Here is an 18,833-nt window from a genome sequence, read left to right as displayed (position 1 = left end):
CCATAAGTAGAAAAAATTCAACAGGATGTACCAGAAATGGATAACGATCAATTTGGCCAGCCGGATTTAGGCCCTTCCCTACCACCCAATACTCCAATGAGTACAACCGTGGCAGAGAACAGCCAAATTGCGTCTCAACAACTATCAATCCTTTCTGCTCTTCCACACCCTGCTTGGATTAAAAACCGTCGAGCCGAGTATCTTTACGTAAATGATGCATATGCTGAGTTACTCGATATGCCTGCAAAATGCATTAAAGGTAAAACTGACCGACAGATATTCCCAAAACACCTTCACGCCGAACTTGTCGATTCAGATGCTCAAGTGTTTTTAACACAAACACATATTGAGTTAGAAGGACTACGCCTAAACCCAGATTGCCAGCACAGCTACTGGTTAAGTAAAGCTCCACTCAAAGATAAACACGGCAAGGTCAGTGGTATCATTGGACTAATGAAGCGATCCGCTCAACCAACCACAGACCAGCTTTCTATCTGCAAATTAGCTGAGAATGCTGTTAGACAAAGCAATGAAGCTATTGTTATCGCAGACACAGATTTTAATATCACGTTGGTTAACCCTGCCTTTGTTAGACTTACAGGCTATACCGAACAAGAAGTTATCGACCAACCCGCCAGCGTTATAAATGCTACTTGGTTAGCGCCTGAATTTATTGAAAGCATCAATAGCAACTTGCAATACAAAGGCTATTGGGAAGGTGAAACTTGGAGCCGCAAAAAAGACGGTCAGCTATTTAGCGAGAAAATTAAAATTTCCGTCGTTCTTAATCGAGAAGGTGAAAGAACCCACTTTATTGGCCAATTTCAAGATAACACCGAACAGAAACAAGCTCAGGAAAAACTCGAATTTTTAGCGTTCCACGACCCCCTAACTGGCCTTGCTAACCGAGCACTGTTTCTAGATAGGGTAACTTGTGCAGTTCAGCACGCACAAAGAAACAAAACGCTTTGCGCTGTTATCTATCTCGATCTTAATGAATTCAAACCACTCAACGATAAATATGGCCATCCTTTTGGCGATAAAGTACTTACCATTGCCTCTCAACGTTTGATTAATGCCGTGCGCAAAGTTGACACCGTATCTCGCCAGGGAGGTGATGAATTCGCAGTTCTATTAGAAGACACCGCCTCTGTTGAAAGCGCTGTACTCGTATCACAAAAAATCATTGCATCCTTAAGACAACCGATGCAGGTAGAAGAAGTTGAAGTAACCATTGGTGCCAGTGCTGGTATTGCCGTATTCCCTGACCACGGTATAGACGGTAGCAAACTTATTGGAAACGCAGATAAAGCGATGTACGCTGCTAAGTTCCTCGGAGGTAATGGTTATTACCTTTATAAGTAATATTTAAGCCCTTTCAAATTCTTAAGTTATTTTGAAAAGATTCCTTATCAGGTCTAAAACTAAACTATGACTGATATTTTGGAATCTAAGTATGCTTCCCCCAAATTCAAGCAATACCTGTAGCACACCAGATCAAAAGCTACTTGAGGAGATTGTGCATACTTACCCTCAACCGATTATAGTGATCGACAATGATCATCGGGTTCTCATTTGGAATAAAGCCTGCGAAAAAGTCTTTGGCATACCAGCACAAGATGTTTTGGGAACAAAAGATCAATGGAAAACCTTTTACCCAGCACCTCGCCCAATTTTGGCTGATGTAGTTTTAGATGATGATGAAGAGCAGCTTGAGCAGTTTTACCCTGGTATTCATCGCAGATCACCGTTTATAGACGATGCTTATGAAGTTGAGAGCTTCTTTCCCAAGCTTGGCAGTAACATCGATAGATGGCTCTATTTCACAGCCAAACGACTATATGATGAAGAAGGCAATGTGGTTGGAGCTATTGAATCATTAATAGATATAACCGAAAGAATGGCAGCTGAAGCCGAGGTCAAACAACTTAACGAATCACTTTCTGATCATTCTCAAAAGCTAGAAGAAGCCAATGAAGAACTAAAGGCTACAATGCTAAAACTAGCCAACACTCAAAAGCTCGCATCTCTAGGTAAACTAGTCGCCGGGATTTCCCATGAGCTTAATACACCCATTGGCAACATTCGTACAATTAGCTCAGCCCTGAAAGCAGATACCAGCAGAATCCAAGACCAGCTCAATTCAGGCGAGATGACCAAATCTGCTTTAGAAAACTTTTTGAGCAATGTACTCGAGTCCACTGACTTAATTGAAAAAAGCACCGCAAAAACGGCTGAGCTAATCTTAAGCTGCCAGCAAATTTCCTCAAATGATAACGAATATAAAAGAAGCCAACTTGATTTAAGGGACTTGGTTGAGGAGGTTTTGAATCGACAAACTCAAAGCCTATCTAGATCCTCCATCATAGTAGAGAACCTTATTCCTCATAATATTTCTATGAACAGCTTTACAGCCCCGATACAACAAATTTTTGACAACCTAATCAACAACACCCGCATGCATGCTTTCACAGAACAGCAATCCGGTAAAATTAAGATCCACGCCCACACCTGTGAAAAAGCGATCAAGTTAATTTATACCGATAGCGGTTGTGGCATTCCAACCAAAAACTTCGCCAAAGTATTTGACCCTTTCTTTACCACCAAATTTGGCCAAGGAGGCAATGGCCTTGGGCTTTATATCATCTTTAATTTAGTCACAGGTGCATTAGGCGGAAGCATCGAGCTTCAATCACCTAATGACGGAGGGTTTGAATTACACATCACTTTACCCAGCACCTCCCCTTACGCACTTACTGCAGAAGATGACACTTACTACATTTAAAAGGATGTTCTAATCCAAAAACTTCCATGCTGAAAACTTTTTTCAAAACGGCCGTTTAAATTGAATATAAATCAGTCACGATCGGGCCCGATGTCCAATACTTATATGTAAGGAGAAATCAATAAAACGGACGGATAACTTATGCAAGTGACATCAACAAAAAACAAACCGCCGCAGAATGAACCTCAGCTGCAAGACATCAATAAACAGGTACACCAACCCAGCTTTAGCCCTTACCCAGACATACATTCTAACTTCCATACAAATTTAGCAGACCGGGCTTTATATCCTCCTTTGGCGCAAGTTTATGAAGAAGTCATAATGCTATTAGGCCAAGAGCTCCAAAATGAAACAGGCAATTCGTTCTTAGGATCTAACCCTGCACCGTCAGGTAATGTTGGCCCACAAGAAATCGCCACTGCGACACTTGAATATATCACTCAGCAATTCCCTCTTTTTCGCAACGCACTACCTGAGTTAAGTGAAGAACAATCTCTGGATCGCTTTATTAATTTAATCAATGAGTCCTTAAATAGAGGGGTTTTAACGGCAATAGAACAGTTAGAAGAGATAGCTCTTACAGACAGTGAAGAATTAAATGAACAGGTAGATCTATATCGAGAGTATTGCTTAGAAGGACTTGAAACCTTTATACATAGTTTTGGATTCGGTTTCTTCTTTGATGCACCTGAAGATGAGGAGTTCACCTCCAACCTCCAAGCAGCAGATGAGTTTATCGACGATGAGCTATTAGATAAATTACTGACATAAAAAATGCCGCCTACGCGACATTTTTTGGGAGTTCTTTCAAATTAATGCAGTTCGTCATATTTTTTACGAATAGCGGCTAATTTTGGCTGAATATCTAAAGGCGCATAATTCATCGCTTGTTCAAAAAGCTCCTTATTTTCCTCAGATAATCTCTCTTCTTCACTCATCTGAGTGAGCTTTTCCATCGCTTCAGTAAATTTAGGGTGTATTTTATCGGTAGTCATGACCAACCCTCCTCAAGACGTTCCACATTTAGGTAACTTAGCATGAACGTTTAGCTCAACTAAACCTTACTGCTATTGTAGCAATGCTCCTGGTAGACAACAGCACAATTTTGACATTTAAAACCACACTTAGTGCATTTAAATGACATGTTCATTATTAACGAGGTTTTACACTCTTCATTCTTTGCTTCTTACCACTCGGCTTACCACCTACTCGTTTCTTAGCCGGCTTAGCAAATGATTTGCCCGCTTTTGAATCTTGTCGTCTAGCACTCGCATTCTTATGCTTACCCGCAGCTTTTGATTTTACTGCAGGCTTTTTATTTGCACCTCTGCGATTGGAGTTAGAGCTCTTCTCTTCCTCTGGGATCAAACATGATTCACGCTCACCGATTAGGTCACTATGGCCCATTTTCGGCAGCACTTGGCGTAATAACGGCCAGTTCTCAGGATCATGGTATCGAAGCAACGCCTTCTGAACTTTACGTTGCTCAGTATTCTTAGGCGTGTAGAGTTTTTCACTCTTATACGTCACTTTTTTCAGCGGGTTTTTATCCGAATGGTACATTGCCGTCGCCAAGGACATTGGTGATGGGTAGAAGGTTTGTACCTGATCTACTTTGAACTCATTCTTCTTCAGCCAACGAGCAAGATTGACCATATCTTCATCTTCACAACCCGGATGCGCAGCAATGAAGTAAGGAATCAGATACTGCTTTTTACCAGCTTCACGAGAGAAACGATCAAACATTTTTTTGAATGCATCGTAAGTTCCCATGCCCGGCTTCATCATCTTGGATAGCGTGCCATCCTCACTGTGCTCAGGCGCAATTTTGAGGTAACCACCTACGTGATAAGTCACAAGCTCTTTCACATACTCTGGGTCCTCTACCGCAAGGTCGTAACGTAAACCAGAAGAGATCGAAACGGTATGTACACCTTCTACCTTACGCGCCTTGCGGTATAACTCAGTCGTAGGGCTATGATCAGTATCCAGGTTCTTACAGATGGTTGGATAGACGCACGAAAGCTTACGACAAGAAGCCTGAATATCTGGATCATTACAATTCAGGTGATACATGTTTGATGTAGGACCACCTAAATCAGAGATAGCACCAGTGAAGCCAGGTACTTTCTCTTTGATATCTTCGATCTCATTGATCACAGACTCATGGGATCGGCTCTGAATAATACGTCCTTCGTGTTCGGTAATAGAACAGAAAGTACAACCGCCAAAACAACCACGCATGATATTGATCGAAAACTTGATCATATCGAAAGCAGGAATCTTGTGATCACCGTAACGCGGATGCGGAATACGCTGATAAGGTAAGCCAAACACCTTATCCATTTCCGCCGTTTCTAAAGGAATTGGCGGTGGATTAACCCATAGCTCTCGATGACCATGCTTTTGCACCAAAGCTCGCGCATTGTGCGGGTTCGCTTCTTGATGCAGAACGCGCGATGCATGAGCATACAAAGCAGGATCTTTAGAAACTTTTTCAAAAGACGGTAAACGAATATAGGTTTCGTCAGGTAGCTTTTCTTTACCTTTTAGCGGCGCAGGAATAACACGCAGAGGTTGAGGCTCATCGGCTTTAGACGCGTCTTTTTTATCGCAGGTCGCCGCATCGGTATATTCATAAGGGTTTGGTAATTGATCAATGTAACCCGGCCAATCAATACGGGTTGAATCAACTTCAATATAATCGGCAGGTAAGGCTGTTTTTAGGACCGCAGTTCCTCGAAGATCTTGAATCTCTTCAATGGTTTCACCATTAGCTAAACGGTGAGTAAGCTCAACAATAGCTCTCTCAGCATTACCATAAAGCAAGATATCTGCTGTCGCATCCAGTAATACCGAACGACGAACCTTATCACTCCAGTAATCATACTGAGCAATTCGACGCAGGCTTGCCTCAATACCACCGAGTACTACAGGCGTCTCACGATAAGCTTCCTTACAGCGCTGGCTATACACAATCACCGCACGATCCGGCCTTTTACCACCAAGGCCACCAGCCGTATAAGCATCATCATGACGCGTACGTTTATCGGCCGTGTAACGATTGATAAGAGAGTCCATGTTGCCAGCAGTGATGCCAAAATAGAGATTCGGTTGGCCTAACTCCTTGAAAGCTTCAGCACTGGTCCAATCAGGCTGACTGATGATACCTACTCTGAAACCTTGCGCTTCAAGCACTCGCCCCATCACCGCCATGCCAAAGCTCGGATGGTCAACATAAGCATCACCAGTCACAATGATGACATCACAGCTATCCCACCCCAATGCATCCATCTCTTCTCTTGAAGTTGGAAGAAAAGGTGCTGGCGCATAACATTCAGCCCAATATTTAGGGTATGAAAACAAATCAGGAGCGGAACGAGGCATAAAACGAGGCTACTTAAATATGAAATTAAGGACTATTTTCCCAGAAAGGCAGGTATACGCCCAGTGAAAAATTCTTAATATGGAAAATATTCAATGAAAGGAAGGCTATAGAGAGAAACTACAGCCTTATACAGCTAGAATTAGATAGATTATTTACGCGCTAATTTTGCTGCTTTTTTCTGTAAGGCTTTTTCTAATTCTTCAGCATAAGTAACAATGCCATCCTGACTTTCAAATGGGCAAACCACAACTGCGAAGCCATCCTCTTCTAGACCTGGCGTCCAGCGCTTATGCCAAACAGAGAGACTGATCGCTTCAGGTTTACACTCACTCCACTCTTCGGTTGCCCAGGCTTGTGCTAGCTCTTGTGACGGCCAAACCGGTACACAGTCTTCTTCGTCTGTGTTTAACATCACGCAACCGTACTCATCTGTCAAAATCCAAATCTGCTCATTAGTTACCGATTCCGCAATAAAGAAACTATAAAGCTGCTCTTCATTGTATTCTTGTAACTGCTCTAGTGATGGATTGCCAGACTCATTTGACATAGAAACCTCTGAAAACGATGCGTAAAGCGCACTTATCGAAAATGGTCTTCAATTATACCCTACAGTCTTTCCAATAATCTTGAGATAATTATTGTTCTGCAAGACAAACATCTAATCTCGGAGTATTCGCTTCGATGTTTATAAAGTTTCAAGGTATCTGTAGACACGATCAATCCATCGATTGAATTCAATTGAGCCATCAATCCTAGTCAATCAGCTAATTCTTGTTGAATTTGGATAATGTCATCCAAGTGTTGTTGAAAAATAAGAATGAGGTTTGGATCAAACGCCTTACCAGATTCTTTTACTATATAATCGGTGGCATCCTCATATGACCAAGCTTTCTTATAAGGTCGTTCACTGACTAAAGCATCAAATACATCAGCCACAGATGTAATACGTCCTTCGATGGGTATAGATTCTCCGCTAAGACCTCGTAGGTATCCATTCCCATCCCAGCGTTCATGATGTGTAGCGGCAATACTGCGGGCTAATTGTATAACTAGAGCATCGTTGCCAGATAAAAGATTGTATCCATGTTCAGTGTGTTGCTTCATGATCCTCATTTCTTCTTCGTCCAGAGGACCTCGTTTTAATAAAATTCGATCTGGCACGCCTACCTTACCTATGTCATGCAATGGTGCTGCTTTTTCAAGCATGTAAGCAAGATCCGCAGGCAACCCGGCCCCCAAAGCGAGAACCCGACTAATTTTTCCAACCCTTAAGACATGCTTAGCTGTTTCAGTATCCTTATACTCCCCAATCATTCCTAATAATTGGATTACGCTCTCTACCGTTTTATCTAATTCTTGGGTCCTATTTTGTACAAGTGACTCTAATTGATTTTTTTCGGATGAAAGTACTTTATGAGCATTAGCAATCTTTAATGTATTATTTACTCTAAGGCATATTTCAGCTTGATCGAATGGCTTATTCATAAAATCATTAGCACCATTAGATAAGCTTTTATTGCGAAGATCTGCCCCAGTAGAGCCCGTGAGTATGATTACTGGGAGTTGATCCATTTCCCAGCGTTGACGTATTTGGTACAAAACTTCAAATCCATTTAATCCTGGCATTTCGAGATCTAACAATATTAGATCGAAGTCCTGCTGCTCAAGTTGAGGTAAAACTTTTCGAGGGTCCGTCAAAGAAGTGATAGATGTATTACTGATTTCAGTTTCAATTAATTTGCTAAGAATTAAAACGTTTGTCAGTGAATCGTCACAAATAAGAATTTTATGGTGATCAACATAGCTATTCATGCGTTTAATCCCTTAATGCACTTTACAAACTTCCATATTTCCAGCTTTTCTGTGCTGATTGGCCGTGTATTAGTGGAAAGTTAATTCATGTACTTCAAACGGTTACAACAACAGTCTAGCTATAAGTCATTGTTTAGCAAAAAATACATACGTACGCAGAAGCAAATAACCTTACAAGGTGAGTGGATTTCAATTTGTAAGGCACTTTGAGTAGTTCAATTCAACCGTAAACTGGCTTAAAACAGTATGCTGGAAGACTTTACTCCCAACGAAATAAATTAATTAAAAGCAAATTAATATGTTAAAAATTCAACTAGATTCCTTGCTGATAAGTAAAACAACATCATGAGAAACACCGGTGACGTAACTCTCGCACCAGGATAAAGTCCCTAAAGCGAAGTTTAAGCTGCTATGCGCCTTTTATAATGCTAATATCCGCGCATTGATTACCTAGTATCGTATTATCTTAAGCAAACTACGTTTTTAAGAGTACTACGAGCTACCTGTAGAGCAGGAATGTAGTACGGTTCTCCCCTATCTCCTAAGGCCTCGCAACGTTCAGTGTGATGCCCATAGCTCCAATCAAACACTATGACAGCGTGTTAAAAGTCGCTTTTTAAAAGATCGACCTGAACGTTTACACGCGAAGAACGCTTTCCTTAAGAGATAATTATGAACTTTACAGAGCTTGGTTTATCTAGCCCTATTCTTGATGCGATCGATGCCAAAGGCTATTCAACACCTTCCCCTATTCAGGAGCAGGCAATTCCTGCGGTCATCGAAGGTCACGACCTTATGGCTGCAGCACAAACGGGTACTGGTAAAACCGCAGGCTTTACTCTTCCGATTTTAGAGAGATTAAGTCATGGTACACCTGCTAAACGCGGGCATGTTAGAGCGCTAATTCTTACTCCAACCAGAGAACTTGCCGCTCAAGTAAACGATAGTGTAGAGAGCTACTCAAAAAATTTAGCCATACGTTCGACCGTAGTTTTTGGCGGCGTCAAAATTAATCCACAAATTGCCAAATTAAGAGGCGGAGTCGATGTTTTAGTAGCGACTCCCGGCCGATTGATTGATCTGCACAATCAAGGTGCTGTTAAATTTAGCCAACTAGAAGTTCTTGTCCTAGATGAAGCTGATCGTATGCTCGATATGGGCTTTATTCATGACATTAAGAAAATCCTGAAGTTTTTGCCTTCACAGCGTCAAAACCTGCTATTTTCAGCGACATTTTCACCACAAATTAGAAAATTGGCCCAAGCCTTTGTATCTAACCCTGTAGAGATTTCTGTCACCCCTGCCAATTCCACAGCTTCAACGGTTAAACAGTGGATTTGCCCCGTAGACAAAAAGCAGAAGTCGCAAATTTTGAGTCAATTGATCAAAGACAATGACTGGCATCAAGTGCTTGTATTCTCAAGAACCAAACACGGCGCTAACCGCTTAGTTCGTCAGTTAGAATCTGCCAAAATCAGTGCTGCCGCGATTCACGGCAATAAAAGTCAAGGCGCACGAACCAAGGCATTAGCGGAGTTCAAAAGCGGCTCTGTAAGAGTACTCGTTGCAACAGATATCGCTGCTCGAGGAATTGATATTGACCAATTGCCTCAAGTAGTGAATTTCGATCTACCGAATGTGCCTGAAGATTATGTTCATCGTATTGGCCGTACAGGTCGAGCAGGCGCGACAGGCCAAGCCGTTTCTTTGGTAAGTGCTGATGAATTTGATCATTTACACGCAATTGAGCGTCTAATCGGTAAAGTATTAGACAGAGAGATCATCGAAGGTTTCGAACCAGCACACGCTCTGCCAGCCTCAGACTTAAGCAAAAAACCGGCTCGAAAGAAATCAAATAACAGTAACAAACCCAAGCAGGCTAAAGGCCATCGTGACGGCCAACGTTCAGGGGATAATTCCCGCGGGCATAAGCCTCAAGGTAAAAACAAATCGCACAAAGCAAGTGAAGGTGCAGGTAAACGTAATAGTTCCAAACCTAAAGGGCAGAAACCAGGCCAAAAACAAGAAAGCGGAAACAAAAAACGTACAACCAAGCGCCCCGCTTCAAACCCTTGGGGTAACCGCACTTAACAAAGCACACTCAGGCCAGTTACTACTGGCCTGAAGCCCATAACAGATTCACTTATAATGGATTCTTAAAATACTCTGCGATCCATTGATAGATACGCTTTTCCGTTACATTCTCAAACGCTAAAGTTTCAAAACCACCTTCAGGATCTGAGTCCATATCCGCAAATTGATAGCTAACAATATCAGGCTGCTGATCATGCAAGATGACAATTATCCGTTTACGTGTACGCAAACAATCAATAGTCATAACGTCCGCAGGTATACCCTGCGTTCGCATATTTTGACTAACACCAATAAGCGGATCGATATCTGAAAAATCCCGCTGTATTGCAGTATGCGCTTCAGAAGCCTGCTCCCAAAGCAGTTCCAATTCTTTGCTTAACTCACTCATTAATTACTCAATCTATTACTACAACATCATTGGAGGATAGAAACTCAATAAACTTATCAGCAGGTAGGGGTTTAGATAACAGGTAACCTTGAAAGCAGTCACATCCCAATTGAACTAAGGTATCTTTCTCTTCGATGGTTTCAACACCTTCAGCAATGACCAATAGCCCTAAACGATCAGCAGTCGCCAAAATAACTTCAACAATGGCAGCTTCTTCAGTTTTTGGACGAAGGTCCGTTACGAATGAGCGATCTATTTTAAGTATATCCAGCGGCAAGTGTCGAAGATATTTAAGCGAAGAATAACCTGTCCCGAAATCATCAATCGCAAAAGAAACCCCTTTCCTTTTCAAAAGATTCATCTTGTGACTCGCCACTTCAAAGTTATTGAGCAGCATATTTTCGGTAATTTCTAATTCAACTGCATCGCCTGGCAAATCATATTCATCCATTAGCTGGATAACTTGATCGACAAAGTCCACCTGCATAAATTGCATAGGGCTGATATTAATAGCAAGACGCTGGAAACTCTCGGGCAAACCATCAGCTCTCCATTGAGCCAAATGTTTTAACCCTTCTCTTAAAACCCAATTGCCGATCTCAACAATCTGCCCACTCTCTTCAGCAACCTGAATAAACCCACCAGGAAAGATTATTCCTTTTTCTGGATGCTGCCAACGGATAAGAGCTTCCGCTCCAACCAGTTGACCGTCTCTACAAATTTGCGGCTGAAACCACAAAACAAATTGATTGGATGTGAGTGCCTGATGAAGCCCTTTTTCGACCTCTAAACGCTCCTGCGCAGTAGATTGCATCTCAGGATCATAGAACTGAAAGCCATTTCGACCCATCGCCTTAACACGGTATAACGCAGTGTCTGCCTGCCGAATAATATCCTGTGCCGATGCATCAGCAGCAGGGAATACAGCAATACCTATACTAGCCGTACAATAAAGTGTGTGTCCTTCAATGCTGAATGGCTCTGACATAACTTTTAGAACTTCTTGCGCCAAATGTGCAGATACATCAGCGCACACTTCTAGAGAATTTCCAGTTTCGGGTATGAGAATAACGAATTCATCACCACCAAATCGAGCACACGTTGATTCAATAGGTAAAACATGTGTTAAACGTTGCGCAATATTATTGAGCAACTCATCACCAACACCATGCCCTAGGGAGTCATTAATTGTTTTAAATCGATCAAGATCTAAGAACAAAACAGCACCGTAATTATGATTCGCTTGGTGTAATTCGACTGAGGCTGTAAGCCTATCCAAATACAATCGGCGATTAGGCAACCCCGTCAACGTGTCATAAAACGCTAACTCATGGATCTGTTTTTCTGCTTGCTTCCTAACGGAAATGTCCCTAGCAACGATCAGAAGGTATTCTTGGGATTGGAGCGTAAGCTTAATCGCTCTCGCCTCTACAGGAAAAACACTACCATCAGCATGTACCTGCAGATCTTCGAAAGTGGTCACTTGACTGCCGCTAATACCCTCAAACACTTGCTGGTATTCTTCGAATGAGTAGTTTTTACTGTAATCAGAAAGCTTGGTATTACTAAGCTGTGTTTTTGATAATCCAAGCGTGCTTGCACCTTGGTTATTTACACGGTAAATGGTGCTATCAAGACCACATAGGAACATAGCGTCCCCAGCGTTATCCATTATTGAGCGCGAAAAATGCTCACTTTCAGATAGCTCTGCAACCATTTCGGTTAATTTATCAGTTACAGCCTCACGATCTTTCCATAATCCTGCAAAGCTGCGAACCAAATCACCTAATTCATCTTCTGCGGTATAGGGTAAAGCCGAACTTTTATCACCAGAACGTAATTCGTTAACCCATTTGGCTGTATTTACAATCGGGCGAGAAAGAAATCGATAGGTTAAAAGTAAGAAAATAGCAGCCAAGGCAACGCTGTGCATCAACCCCAAAAATAAACTGTTAATAGCGCGTTGTGTAAAACTGTTAGCCACATATAACGTATCCAGTTCTACTATAAGCTTCGCCCTTTCATTATCAGAATTAACAACCGCCAGCTCCAATTCAATATAGCGATTTAAATCAAATAATTGCTGGGTAGACTGCGAAACAAAGCTAGAACTCAATGTTTGATCCCGTCGATGTTCGGCCAAGGTTTCACTGAAATCATCGATTAATTTCGCATGATAAATCATAGGATAAGAGACAAGCGAAGAAGTCACCTCGTTTGCCTGGAAAGCATTGAGGTTATAGACAGCCTGGGTAGCTGTATCACGATACATACTGATAATACGAACAGTATCCTCAGAAGTGTTTTTTCTCACTTGCTGAAGATCCAAGTAGATCTGCAAGCCAGAGGAAAAGAGTCCTAATAGCAACGCAATAAATAAGATAAAGCGCGCTTGTTTGAGAGCAATCTTGCGTCTTAAATTAAGGGCCATAAAATGCCGTTTTGAAATTATAGGTAACGATCGTAAATAGCCTGATACTGACCATTAATTTTGATTAAGCGTAGACCTTCATTAAACTTATCCAAAAGAACATCAGCATCTGGATACATTTTACTTAAACACAGATGATACTGAGTACTTTGCTTGCCTTTCAGGCGCTTAATTTTGATTTTATCGAGCAATCCCAATTTCCTCGCGTGATATTGAGTTACAAGACCAGCGTTGTAGAAAACATCTACGTCTCGATAAACTAATGAACGGACCCCACTATCAACATCAGGCACTATAGAATGGGAAATACCTGCCTGTTGTAACTCTTTTTGAATACCCCAACCATCAACAACTGAAACATTTACCCTAGCCAAATCGTCAAAGCTAACGATATCTGTATCAACTCGATCACTGTGCATTACAGCAGACTGATATGCTTCACTTAAAACATCACTAAACAAAATAAATTTATCTCTACCGGTCCTTTTAGAGCAAGTAACTGTGCCAGCCATGCGCCCATGGCGAATACTCTTTAATATCCTCTTCCATGGGGCTGTTTGTATATCCGCATTAATACCTACGGCAGCAAAAGCTGCTTGCGTAACCTCCACGTCGATACCACTGATTACACCGTTATCATCAACCATGGTGTAGGGAGGATAATCAACCGTGTATAACTGAACGGTCTGATTAGCTTGAGCATAAGGCAGCAACAGCAATAACGTTAAAGAGATCGCCAAACGGTTCAATCGCGTCACTGTCATCCCCCTCATACATTTAATAACCTTATAACAGACTAGGTTAATTTAAAGATGTATCAATTAAAAGAGGATACACAACACCAAACCGGCACACTCAACCATATCGAATCTAGTCCAAAGCGCTAAAGCTTTGATAAAGTGAGTTTGCTATAACTACAAAAACGCAATCTCACTATCGGAAAGTTGATGAGCGGTAAACTTTTTTATCTTATGGGCGCCTCTGGCTCTGGAAAAGACACTCTCCTACAAGGCTGTAGGGAACGTTTAGAACATAGCCATCAGGCATTTATCGCCCATAGGTACATCACGCGGGCTGCAGATGCCGGTGGAGAAAACCACATCCACCTTACAGAGTCAGAATTTCAACTACGCGTTGATACCGCAATGTTTGCTATGCACTGGGCATCTCATAACCATTTGTATGGGATAGGTAAAGAGGTCGAAATCTGGGTTAAAGCGGGACTCAACGTCATTATTAACGGCTCTCGCGAGTATCTTCCAATTGCCATGAAGCAATACGACTTTCTTATCCCAGTGATGATAAATATTAGAACCGAGCTACTAAGGGATAGATTGCATAATCGCGGAAGGGAAACAGATATAGAGATAGAGAAGCGTTTAAAGCGTCATGATGACTTTTTGGACCACATGCCATCCGGCACTTTATATATAGACAATAGCGGCACTAAAGAAGAAGGAATCGATGCTCTGATGGATATCATCACCGAGCACCGATTTATTCGTTAATCGCTACAATCTAGCTTCTGATGCGGTAGCCACTTCGGAATATCCAAGCAATGATTGCCATACAGCTCATCATAAACAATATGGTCATTCCCAAACTTAGGCCAACATTCACATCAGCCACGCCATAAAACGCCCAGCGGAAACCACTCACCAAATAAACAACAGGATTAAATAGTGAAATAGTCTGCCAAGGTTCAGGCAACATATTGATCGAGTAAAACGCTCCGCCTAAGAAAGTCAGAGGTGTTATTACCATCAATGGAATGATCTGAAGCTTCTGGAAATCATCGGCCCAGATACCAATAACAAAGCCAAATAAGCTAAAAGTAATAGCAGTAATAACTAGGAAACAAAGCATCCATAGCGGGTGCAAGATAGTGTAATCGACAAACAAACTCGCAGTAGCCAGAATCAATAGCCCTAGCATGACCGATTTCGTTGCTGCCGCGCCAACATAGCCAGCTACAATCTCAAAAGGTGAAACCGGTGCTGACAATACTTCGTAAATCGTCCCAGAAAACTTCGGAAAGAAGATACCAAAAGACGCATTAGAAATACTCTCACTCAACAGTGACAGCATTAATAGACCCGGAATAATAAATGCCGCATAGCTAATACCATCAATCTCCCCCATTCTTGAGCCAATGGCAGTACCAAAGACAATAAAATAGAGTGATGTTGAAAGCACTGGAGAAGCAATACTCTGCATCAACGTACGAAAGGTGCGCGCCATTTCGAACTTATAGATCGCTCGAATACCGTAAAAATTCATCACTTACTCCTGCACCAGTTCTACAAAGATATCTTCAAGCGAGCTTTCCGAAGAGTTCAAATCTTTAATCCCGACGCCTAGCTCATTTAATTTCGCTAACAATTCAGCAACCTGCTCACTTTCACTGGCATCATAAACATACTGAAGGTATTCCCCTGCTTGCTCTAAAGTCAGATTAAAATACTCCAACTCTGAAGGAATCTGCTCCATCGGCTGTTGAAGATGAATATGCAGGGATTTTTTGCCCAACTTAGACATCAGTGTCGCCTTCTCTTCGATCAGGATAATTTCACCCTTACGAATCACTCCAATACGATCAGCCATCTCTTCGGCTTCTTCAATGTAGTGAGTTGTCAAAATGATCGTGACTCCGTTATCACGCAGCTCTCGAACCATCTCCCACATATCACGTCGCAGTTCGACATCGACGCCTGCAGTAGGCTCATCCAAGAAAAGAATCTCTGGCTCATGCGACAAGGCTTTCGCAATCATCACCCTGCGCTTCATACCACCAGACAGTTCTAGCATCTTTGAATTACGTTTATCCCACAGAGAAAGCTGCTTAAGGATTTTCTCGATGTAAGCCTTACGTGGCGCTTTACCAAACAAACCACGGCTAAAATTGACAGTTGCCCAGACTGTTTCAAAAGCATCAGTCGTAAGTTCCTGCGGTACTAATCCGATTTTGCTTCGGGCCTGGCGATAATCCTTAGCGATATCATGACCACCCGCTAAAACCGTACCTGAGGTTCCACGGCTAATTCCGCAAATAATACTAATCAGCGTTGTTTTACCCGCACCATTAGGACCCAATAGTGCAAAGATCTCACCTTTTTTGATATCAAGATTCACCGAACGTAAAGCAGTAAACCCAGAATCGTATGTTTTATTTAAGTCCTGCACCTGAATAATCGGCTGCATTAAAAGCTAACTCCTGAACTGGAACCTGTACATGAAAACGCTTTGACCATATTAGAGAAATATCTATCCATCAGATAGATAAAGCTAGGTAAACACTCTGTTATGAAGATCACAACAATAGCTACTTGACGCAGTTATCACGCAACTATATTTTGCTACCTACTGAATTAAAACAACTGTTTTATTTCTCAATAAACATTCACTACGGACGGTGATTTGGCTTGGTTAAGCGTTGATAGGATATTCAATGAAACAAGCCCAAGCTGTATTTCACCTCCTGCGTGCATCAGATATTTATAGCCGACAGGAACAATACAATGCGAACACTTCCACTTACCCTATTATCTGCCTCACTGCTTTTATCGCTCACGTCCCACGCAGAAAACCCTAGCTCAGCACACAATCAACATGTCAGTGATAACGTGCTACTTAAGCAAGATAAACTGCTTTACGCCAATATGTACGGTAATGGCTTTGGCCCTCAGTCCCCTCGAGATATAGATTCTACAGCCGGTACAAACGCCGTTGCTTTCAATACAGCACCTCCATATCAAAGCATGAACCTATGCAATATCCACCTACACAAAAACGCCGAGCATAAAGGGGGTGAGTTCACTAAATTTGCAGGCAATGGCGATGGTCACGGCTACCACACTGGCTATCAATTTTCTGGTGATTTAACCGAACAAGAACTCAGTCCAATTGCTTTAAAAGTTAAATCCGATAGTCATAAAGCACTGATACCTGGAGATACTTTAGAAGTTCACTTTGTTCACTCTACAGCTCAGGTAAAACCAGGTCCGACATTAGGTGCATGCCTTAGCGAAGAGATCAAAAACCCACAACTTCGTGTTGAAGCTCAAGTTATTGTATTAGTAAATGATAAGAACGCCCGAGATTTTAGAAACTTAACTAAGTTCAACAACCGAAGCGGCTTCTATCAAGCCGTTAATATCCCTAGTAACACGGGTAAACCAGTGCAGTATGCAGGCTCCACAACAGGCCCTAGTTACAACATTAAAGGCTCCCCATTCCAAGTGACATGGAGTGTTCGACCAAAAGTACTTAAGGTGGACATTTCCACGGTAAATGCTTGGTTAAAAGACAATACTTTTAATGAAGATCATGCCCATGGAGTCAGAAACCTAGTGACACGACCAGAATTTCTATCGCCTATCTCTCATTAACACTTAACATCGACACAAAAGGCCCCTAAGCGGAAACTACTTAGGGGCTTCCACTGACCTACTGGCCTGCTAAGTACGGTATACTTGATCGATCCCTCACGACAGGCTTTTCAATAAATGTGGTTTGAACTCTTTATTCTTTTTGTAGCAGGTTTTTTTGGTGGTGTACTGAATGCAATCGCCGGTGGCGGCAGCTTTATTACCTTTCCAGCCTTGATGTTTGTGGGTGTACCGCCGATTAGCGCGAATGCGACCAACACATTCTCTGCCTGTGCTGGTTATATGAGCGGCACCTATGCGCTGCGAAAAGATATCAGGCAAGATCGAAAGAACCTCATAAAATTAATTTTGATTAGTTTTATCGGTGGTATCGCAGGTGCAGTGTTGCTACTAAGAACGCCTGAAGAGGTATTTCTTGAAGCTGTGCCATGGTTACTGCTATTCGCGACGATTCTTTTTATCTTCGGTGGACGACTCAACAGCGCATTAAAAAGTCTTTCGGGCGCTCATAAGCATGCATCAGCAGTAGGAGGCTTTCTTCTGATGCTACTGCTGTTTGGCGTTTGTCTCTATGGCGGGTTCTTCAATGCTGGATTAGGTATTATCACGCTGAGTTATTTAGCTTTGGCCGGTTATACCAATATCAACACCATGAACGGTATCAAGCTTTTGGTATCTTCATGCGTATCACTGATCGCGATTGTGCTGTTTATTATTGATGGGGTGATCGATTGGTATTCAGGTACGATCGTTCTGATAGGTACGCTCGCAGGCGGTTATTATGCAGCACACTACTCACGGCAGTTACCACAACAGTGGGTGCGTAATTTCGTAATTTTCGCTAGCTGTGGCATCACTGCTTACTTCTTCTACGATATGTACGGCTAAGCCCTAATAACAGCTATTCAAAACGCCATTCAGTCGATAATCCTGGGATATTGGTATTGAACGCTTCTGGCGGTAGTCTGGACTGTAACTTTTCTAAAAAGACCTTCCAGACTTCAGCAACAGCGACACTATCCTCTAGCCGTTCTTGCAAGGAAAATGTATCGCCTACGCGCAGTTCACCTTCTTCTAACACACGGTAGTACCAACCACTGATCGCCTGCGACATAAGCAAAGGCGCTATATGGCCATTGCCGTATTTATGATTCACTTTCCAACAAGGTCTGCGGGGTTGGGATACCTGCACTAAAGCACCACCCACTTTCACAATATCGCCAATATGAACCTGAGTATCATCCACTGATTCACTGGAAAGGTTTTCACCTATCGATCCAGAGATAAAACTATCCTCAAGGTGCGGTAAGGCTTGGCGAAGGGTTGCGTAATTTTCTGAGGGGAATTGATACAGCGCTTTTTCAGGACCACCATGCACACGCTTATCTACTTGAACATCACCTTCCAGCCCTGTTTTGGTTAATAAACAAGCTTCAACGGGCTCTTTGAAGATACCGCTTGGCGCATCATCTGGGCCAATTGGTTTTGGTTGCCCTATATATAAACCCTTGATGGTACCTTGGTAAGTAGACATGCCTCGCCTCCAT

General features: G+C 42.2%; 17 protein-coding genes. 7 read left to right on the top strand and 10 right to left on the bottom strand.

Features of this window, described 5'->3' with window-relative positions; all coding sequences use genetic code 11:
* Positions 1 to 36 precede the first annotated feature (36 nt).
* From ACMXYP_RS07530 to ACMXYP_RS07520, 3 genes are all read left to right on the top strand, one after another.
* Positions 37 to 1,365: a diguanylate cyclase domain-containing protein gene (locus tag ACMXYP_RS07530; RefSeq protein WP_415884398.1), complete on the top strand. Its 1,329-nt coding sequence runs from the start codon at positions 37 to 39 to the stop codon at positions 1,363 to 1,365.
* Between the two features lie 91 nt (positions 1,366 to 1,456).
* Positions 1,457 to 2,785 carry an ATP-binding protein gene (locus ACMXYP_RS07525; RefSeq protein ID WP_415884397.1) on the top strand — a complete coding sequence of 443 codons (1,329 nt, stop codon included), beginning with the start codon at positions 1,457 to 1,459 and terminating at the stop codon, positions 2,783 to 2,785.
* 141 nt (positions 2,786 to 2,926) lie between these two features.
* A complete protein-coding gene (locus tag ACMXYP_RS07520; protein WP_415884396.1) occupies positions 2,927 to 3,556 on the top strand; it encodes a DUF5610 domain-containing protein in 630 nt (209 codons plus the stop codon).
* A gap of 41 nt (positions 3,557 to 3,597) precedes the next feature.
* Here the strand turns inward: ACMXYP_RS07520 and ACMXYP_RS07515 are convergent, their stop codons facing one another.
* The 4 genes from ACMXYP_RS07515 to ACMXYP_RS07500 form a co-directional block, all read right to left on the bottom strand.
* Positions 3,598 to 3,780 carry a hypothetical protein gene (locus tag ACMXYP_RS07515; protein ID WP_415884395.1) on the bottom strand — a complete coding sequence of 61 codons (183 nt, stop codon included), beginning with the start codon at positions 3,778 to 3,780 and terminating at the stop codon, positions 3,598 to 3,600.
* Between the two features lie 157 nt (positions 3,781 to 3,937).
* Entirely contained in the window at positions 3,938 to 6,172 is a 2,235-nt protein-coding gene (locus ACMXYP_RS07510) for a YgiQ family radical SAM protein (protein ID WP_415884394.1), read from the bottom strand.
* 149 nt (positions 6,173 to 6,321) lie between these two features.
* On the bottom strand, positions 6,322 to 6,720 hold the full coding sequence (locus ACMXYP_RS07505) for a DUF2750 domain-containing protein (RefSeq protein ID WP_415884393.1): 399 nt from the start codon (positions 6,718 to 6,720) through the stop codon (positions 6,322 to 6,324).
* Between the two features lie 209 nt (positions 6,721 to 6,929).
* Positions 6,930 to 7,985 (bottom strand): HD domain-containing phosphohydrolase, encoded by a 1,056-nt coding sequence (locus ACMXYP_RS07500; RefSeq protein ID WP_415884392.1) that lies wholly within the window; start codon positions 7,983 to 7,985, stop codon positions 6,930 to 6,932.
* Positions 7,986 to 8,657: 672 nt separating this feature from the next.
* On the opposite strand from ACMXYP_RS07500, the gene ACMXYP_RS07495 reads away from it, so the two are divergent.
* A complete protein-coding gene (locus ACMXYP_RS07495; RefSeq protein ID WP_415884391.1) occupies positions 8,658 to 10,076 on the top strand; it encodes a DEAD/DEAH box helicase in 1,419 nt (472 codons plus the stop codon).
* Between the two features lie 52 nt (positions 10,077 to 10,128).
* On the opposite strand, the gene ACMXYP_RS07490 is transcribed toward ACMXYP_RS07495, so the two are convergent.
* Genes ACMXYP_RS07490 through ACMXYP_RS07480 form a run of 3 tightly spaced genes read right to left on the bottom strand, consistent with a single transcriptional unit; the run spans position 10,129 to position 13,656 of the window.
* Positions 10,129 to 10,467, bottom strand: a complete 339-nt coding sequence (locus tag ACMXYP_RS07490; protein WP_415884390.1) for a hypothetical protein — start codon at positions 10,465 to 10,467, stop codon at positions 10,129 to 10,131.
* Between the two features lie 7 nt (positions 10,468 to 10,474).
* Positions 10,475 to 12,898 (bottom strand): EAL domain-containing protein, encoded by a 2,424-nt coding sequence (locus ACMXYP_RS07485; protein ID WP_415884389.1) that lies wholly within the window; start codon positions 12,896 to 12,898, stop codon positions 10,475 to 10,477.
* 17 nt (positions 12,899 to 12,915) lie between these two features.
* Entirely contained in the window at positions 12,916 to 13,656 is a 741-nt protein-coding gene (locus ACMXYP_RS07480) for a substrate-binding periplasmic protein (protein ID WP_415884388.1), read from the bottom strand.
* A 189-nt stretch (positions 13,657 to 13,845) separates the two neighbouring features.
* Here ACMXYP_RS07480 and phnN point away from each other — a divergent pair, with 189 nt between their 5' ends.
* Entirely contained in the window at positions 13,846 to 14,406 is a 561-nt protein-coding gene (phnN, locus tag ACMXYP_RS07475; protein WP_415884387.1) for a phosphonate metabolism protein/1,5-bisphosphokinase (PRPP-forming) PhnN, read from the top strand.
* A 10-nt stretch (positions 14,407 to 14,416) separates the two neighbouring features.
* Here phnN and ACMXYP_RS07470 read toward each other — a convergent pair whose 3' ends face one another.
* Together ACMXYP_RS07470 and ACMXYP_RS07465 are read right to left on the bottom strand one after the other, a co-directional pair.
* The gene (locus ACMXYP_RS07470; protein ID WP_415884386.1) at positions 14,417 to 15,178 is read right to left on the bottom strand and encodes an ABC transporter permease; all 762 of its coding nucleotides are present in this window, start codon (positions 15,176 to 15,178) and stop codon (positions 14,417 to 14,419) included.
* A 3-nt stretch (positions 15,179 to 15,181) separates the two neighbouring features.
* Positions 15,182 to 16,099 carry an ABC transporter ATP-binding protein gene (locus ACMXYP_RS07465; RefSeq protein WP_415884385.1) on the bottom strand — a complete coding sequence of 306 codons (918 nt, stop codon included), beginning with the start codon at positions 16,097 to 16,099 and terminating at the stop codon, positions 15,182 to 15,184.
* A gap of 317 nt (positions 16,100 to 16,416) precedes the next feature.
* Here ACMXYP_RS07465 and ACMXYP_RS07460 point away from each other — a divergent pair, with 317 nt between their 5' ends.
* Positions 16,417 to 17,286 carry a delta-class carbonic anhydrase gene (locus ACMXYP_RS07460; protein ID WP_415884384.1) on the top strand — a complete coding sequence of 290 codons (870 nt, stop codon included), beginning with the start codon at positions 16,417 to 16,419 and terminating at the stop codon, positions 17,284 to 17,286.
* 117 nt (positions 17,287 to 17,403) lie between these two features.
* Positions 17,404 to 18,174 carry a sulfite exporter TauE/SafE family protein gene (locus tag ACMXYP_RS07455; protein WP_415884383.1) on the top strand — a complete coding sequence of 257 codons (771 nt, stop codon included), beginning with the start codon at positions 17,404 to 17,406 and terminating at the stop codon, positions 18,172 to 18,174.
* Between the two features lie 13 nt (positions 18,175 to 18,187).
* Here ACMXYP_RS07455 and ACMXYP_RS07450 read toward each other — a convergent pair whose 3' ends face one another.
* On the bottom strand, positions 18,188 to 18,820 hold the full coding sequence (locus tag ACMXYP_RS07450) for an MOSC domain-containing protein (protein ID WP_415884382.1): 633 nt from the start codon (positions 18,818 to 18,820) through the stop codon (positions 18,188 to 18,190).
* Positions 18,821 to 18,833: the final 13 nt, after the last annotated feature.

It is taken from the genome of Neptuniibacter sp. QD34_54, from assembly GCF_047778055.1.
Lineage (GTDB): Bacteria > Pseudomonadota > Gammaproteobacteria > Pseudomonadales > Balneatricaceae > Neptuniibacter.
Note: the sequence above shows the minus strand (reverse complement) of the source record. Positions and strands in the feature narration are given on the sequence as shown.

Coding starts and splice junctions, on each gene's coding strand:
- ACMXYP_RS07495 (WP_415884391.1), top strand. CDS start 8,658: ATGAACTTTACAGAGCTTGGTTTATCTAGCCCTATTCTTGATGCGATC.
- ACMXYP_RS07460 (WP_415884384.1), top strand. CDS start 16,417: ATGCGAACACTTCCACTTACCCTATTATCTGCCTCACTGCTTTTATCG.
- ACMXYP_RS07525 (WP_415884397.1), top strand. CDS start 1,457: ATGCTTCCCCCAAATTCAAGCAATACCTGTAGCACACCAGATCAAAAG.
- ACMXYP_RS07470 (WP_415884386.1), bottom strand. CDS start 15,178: ATGAATTTTTACGGTATTCGAGCGATCTATAAGTTCGAAATGGCGCGC.
- ACMXYP_RS07500 (WP_415884392.1), bottom strand. CDS start 7,985: ATGAATAGCTATGTTGATCACCATAAAATTCTTATTTGTGACGATTCA.
- ACMXYP_RS07455 (WP_415884383.1), top strand. CDS start 17,404: ATGTGGTTTGAACTCTTTATTCTTTTTGTAGCAGGTTTTTTTGGTGGT.
- phnN (WP_415884387.1), top strand. CDS start 13,846: ATGAGCGGTAAACTTTTTTATCTTATGGGCGCCTCTGGCTCTGGAAAA.
- ACMXYP_RS07490 (WP_415884390.1), bottom strand. CDS start 10,467: ATGAGTGAGTTAAGCAAAGAATTGGAACTGCTTTGGGAGCAGGCTTCT.
- ACMXYP_RS07450 (WP_415884382.1), bottom strand. CDS start 18,820: ATGTCTACTTACCAAGGTACCATCAAGGGTTTATATATAGGGCAACCA.
- ACMXYP_RS07510 (WP_415884394.1), bottom strand. CDS start 6,172: ATGCCTCGTTCCGCTCCTGATTTGTTTTCATACCCTAAATATTGGGCT.
- ACMXYP_RS07530 (WP_415884398.1), top strand. CDS start 37: ATGGATAACGATCAATTTGGCCAGCCGGATTTAGGCCCTTCCCTACCA.
- ACMXYP_RS07485 (WP_415884389.1), bottom strand. CDS start 12,898: ATGGCCCTTAATTTAAGACGCAAGATTGCTCTCAAACAAGCGCGCTTT.
- ACMXYP_RS07465 (WP_415884385.1), bottom strand. CDS start 16,099: ATGCAGCCGATTATTCAGGTGCAGGACTTAAATAAAACATACGATTCT.
- ACMXYP_RS07505 (WP_415884393.1), bottom strand. CDS start 6,720: ATGTCAAATGAGTCTGGCAATCCATCACTAGAGCAGTTACAAGAATAC.
- ACMXYP_RS07515 (WP_415884395.1), bottom strand. CDS start 3,780: ATGACTACCGATAAAATACACCCTAAATTTACTGAAGCGATGGAAAAG.
- ACMXYP_RS07520 (WP_415884396.1), top strand. CDS start 2,927: ATGCAAGTGACATCAACAAAAAACAAACCGCCGCAGAATGAACCTCAG.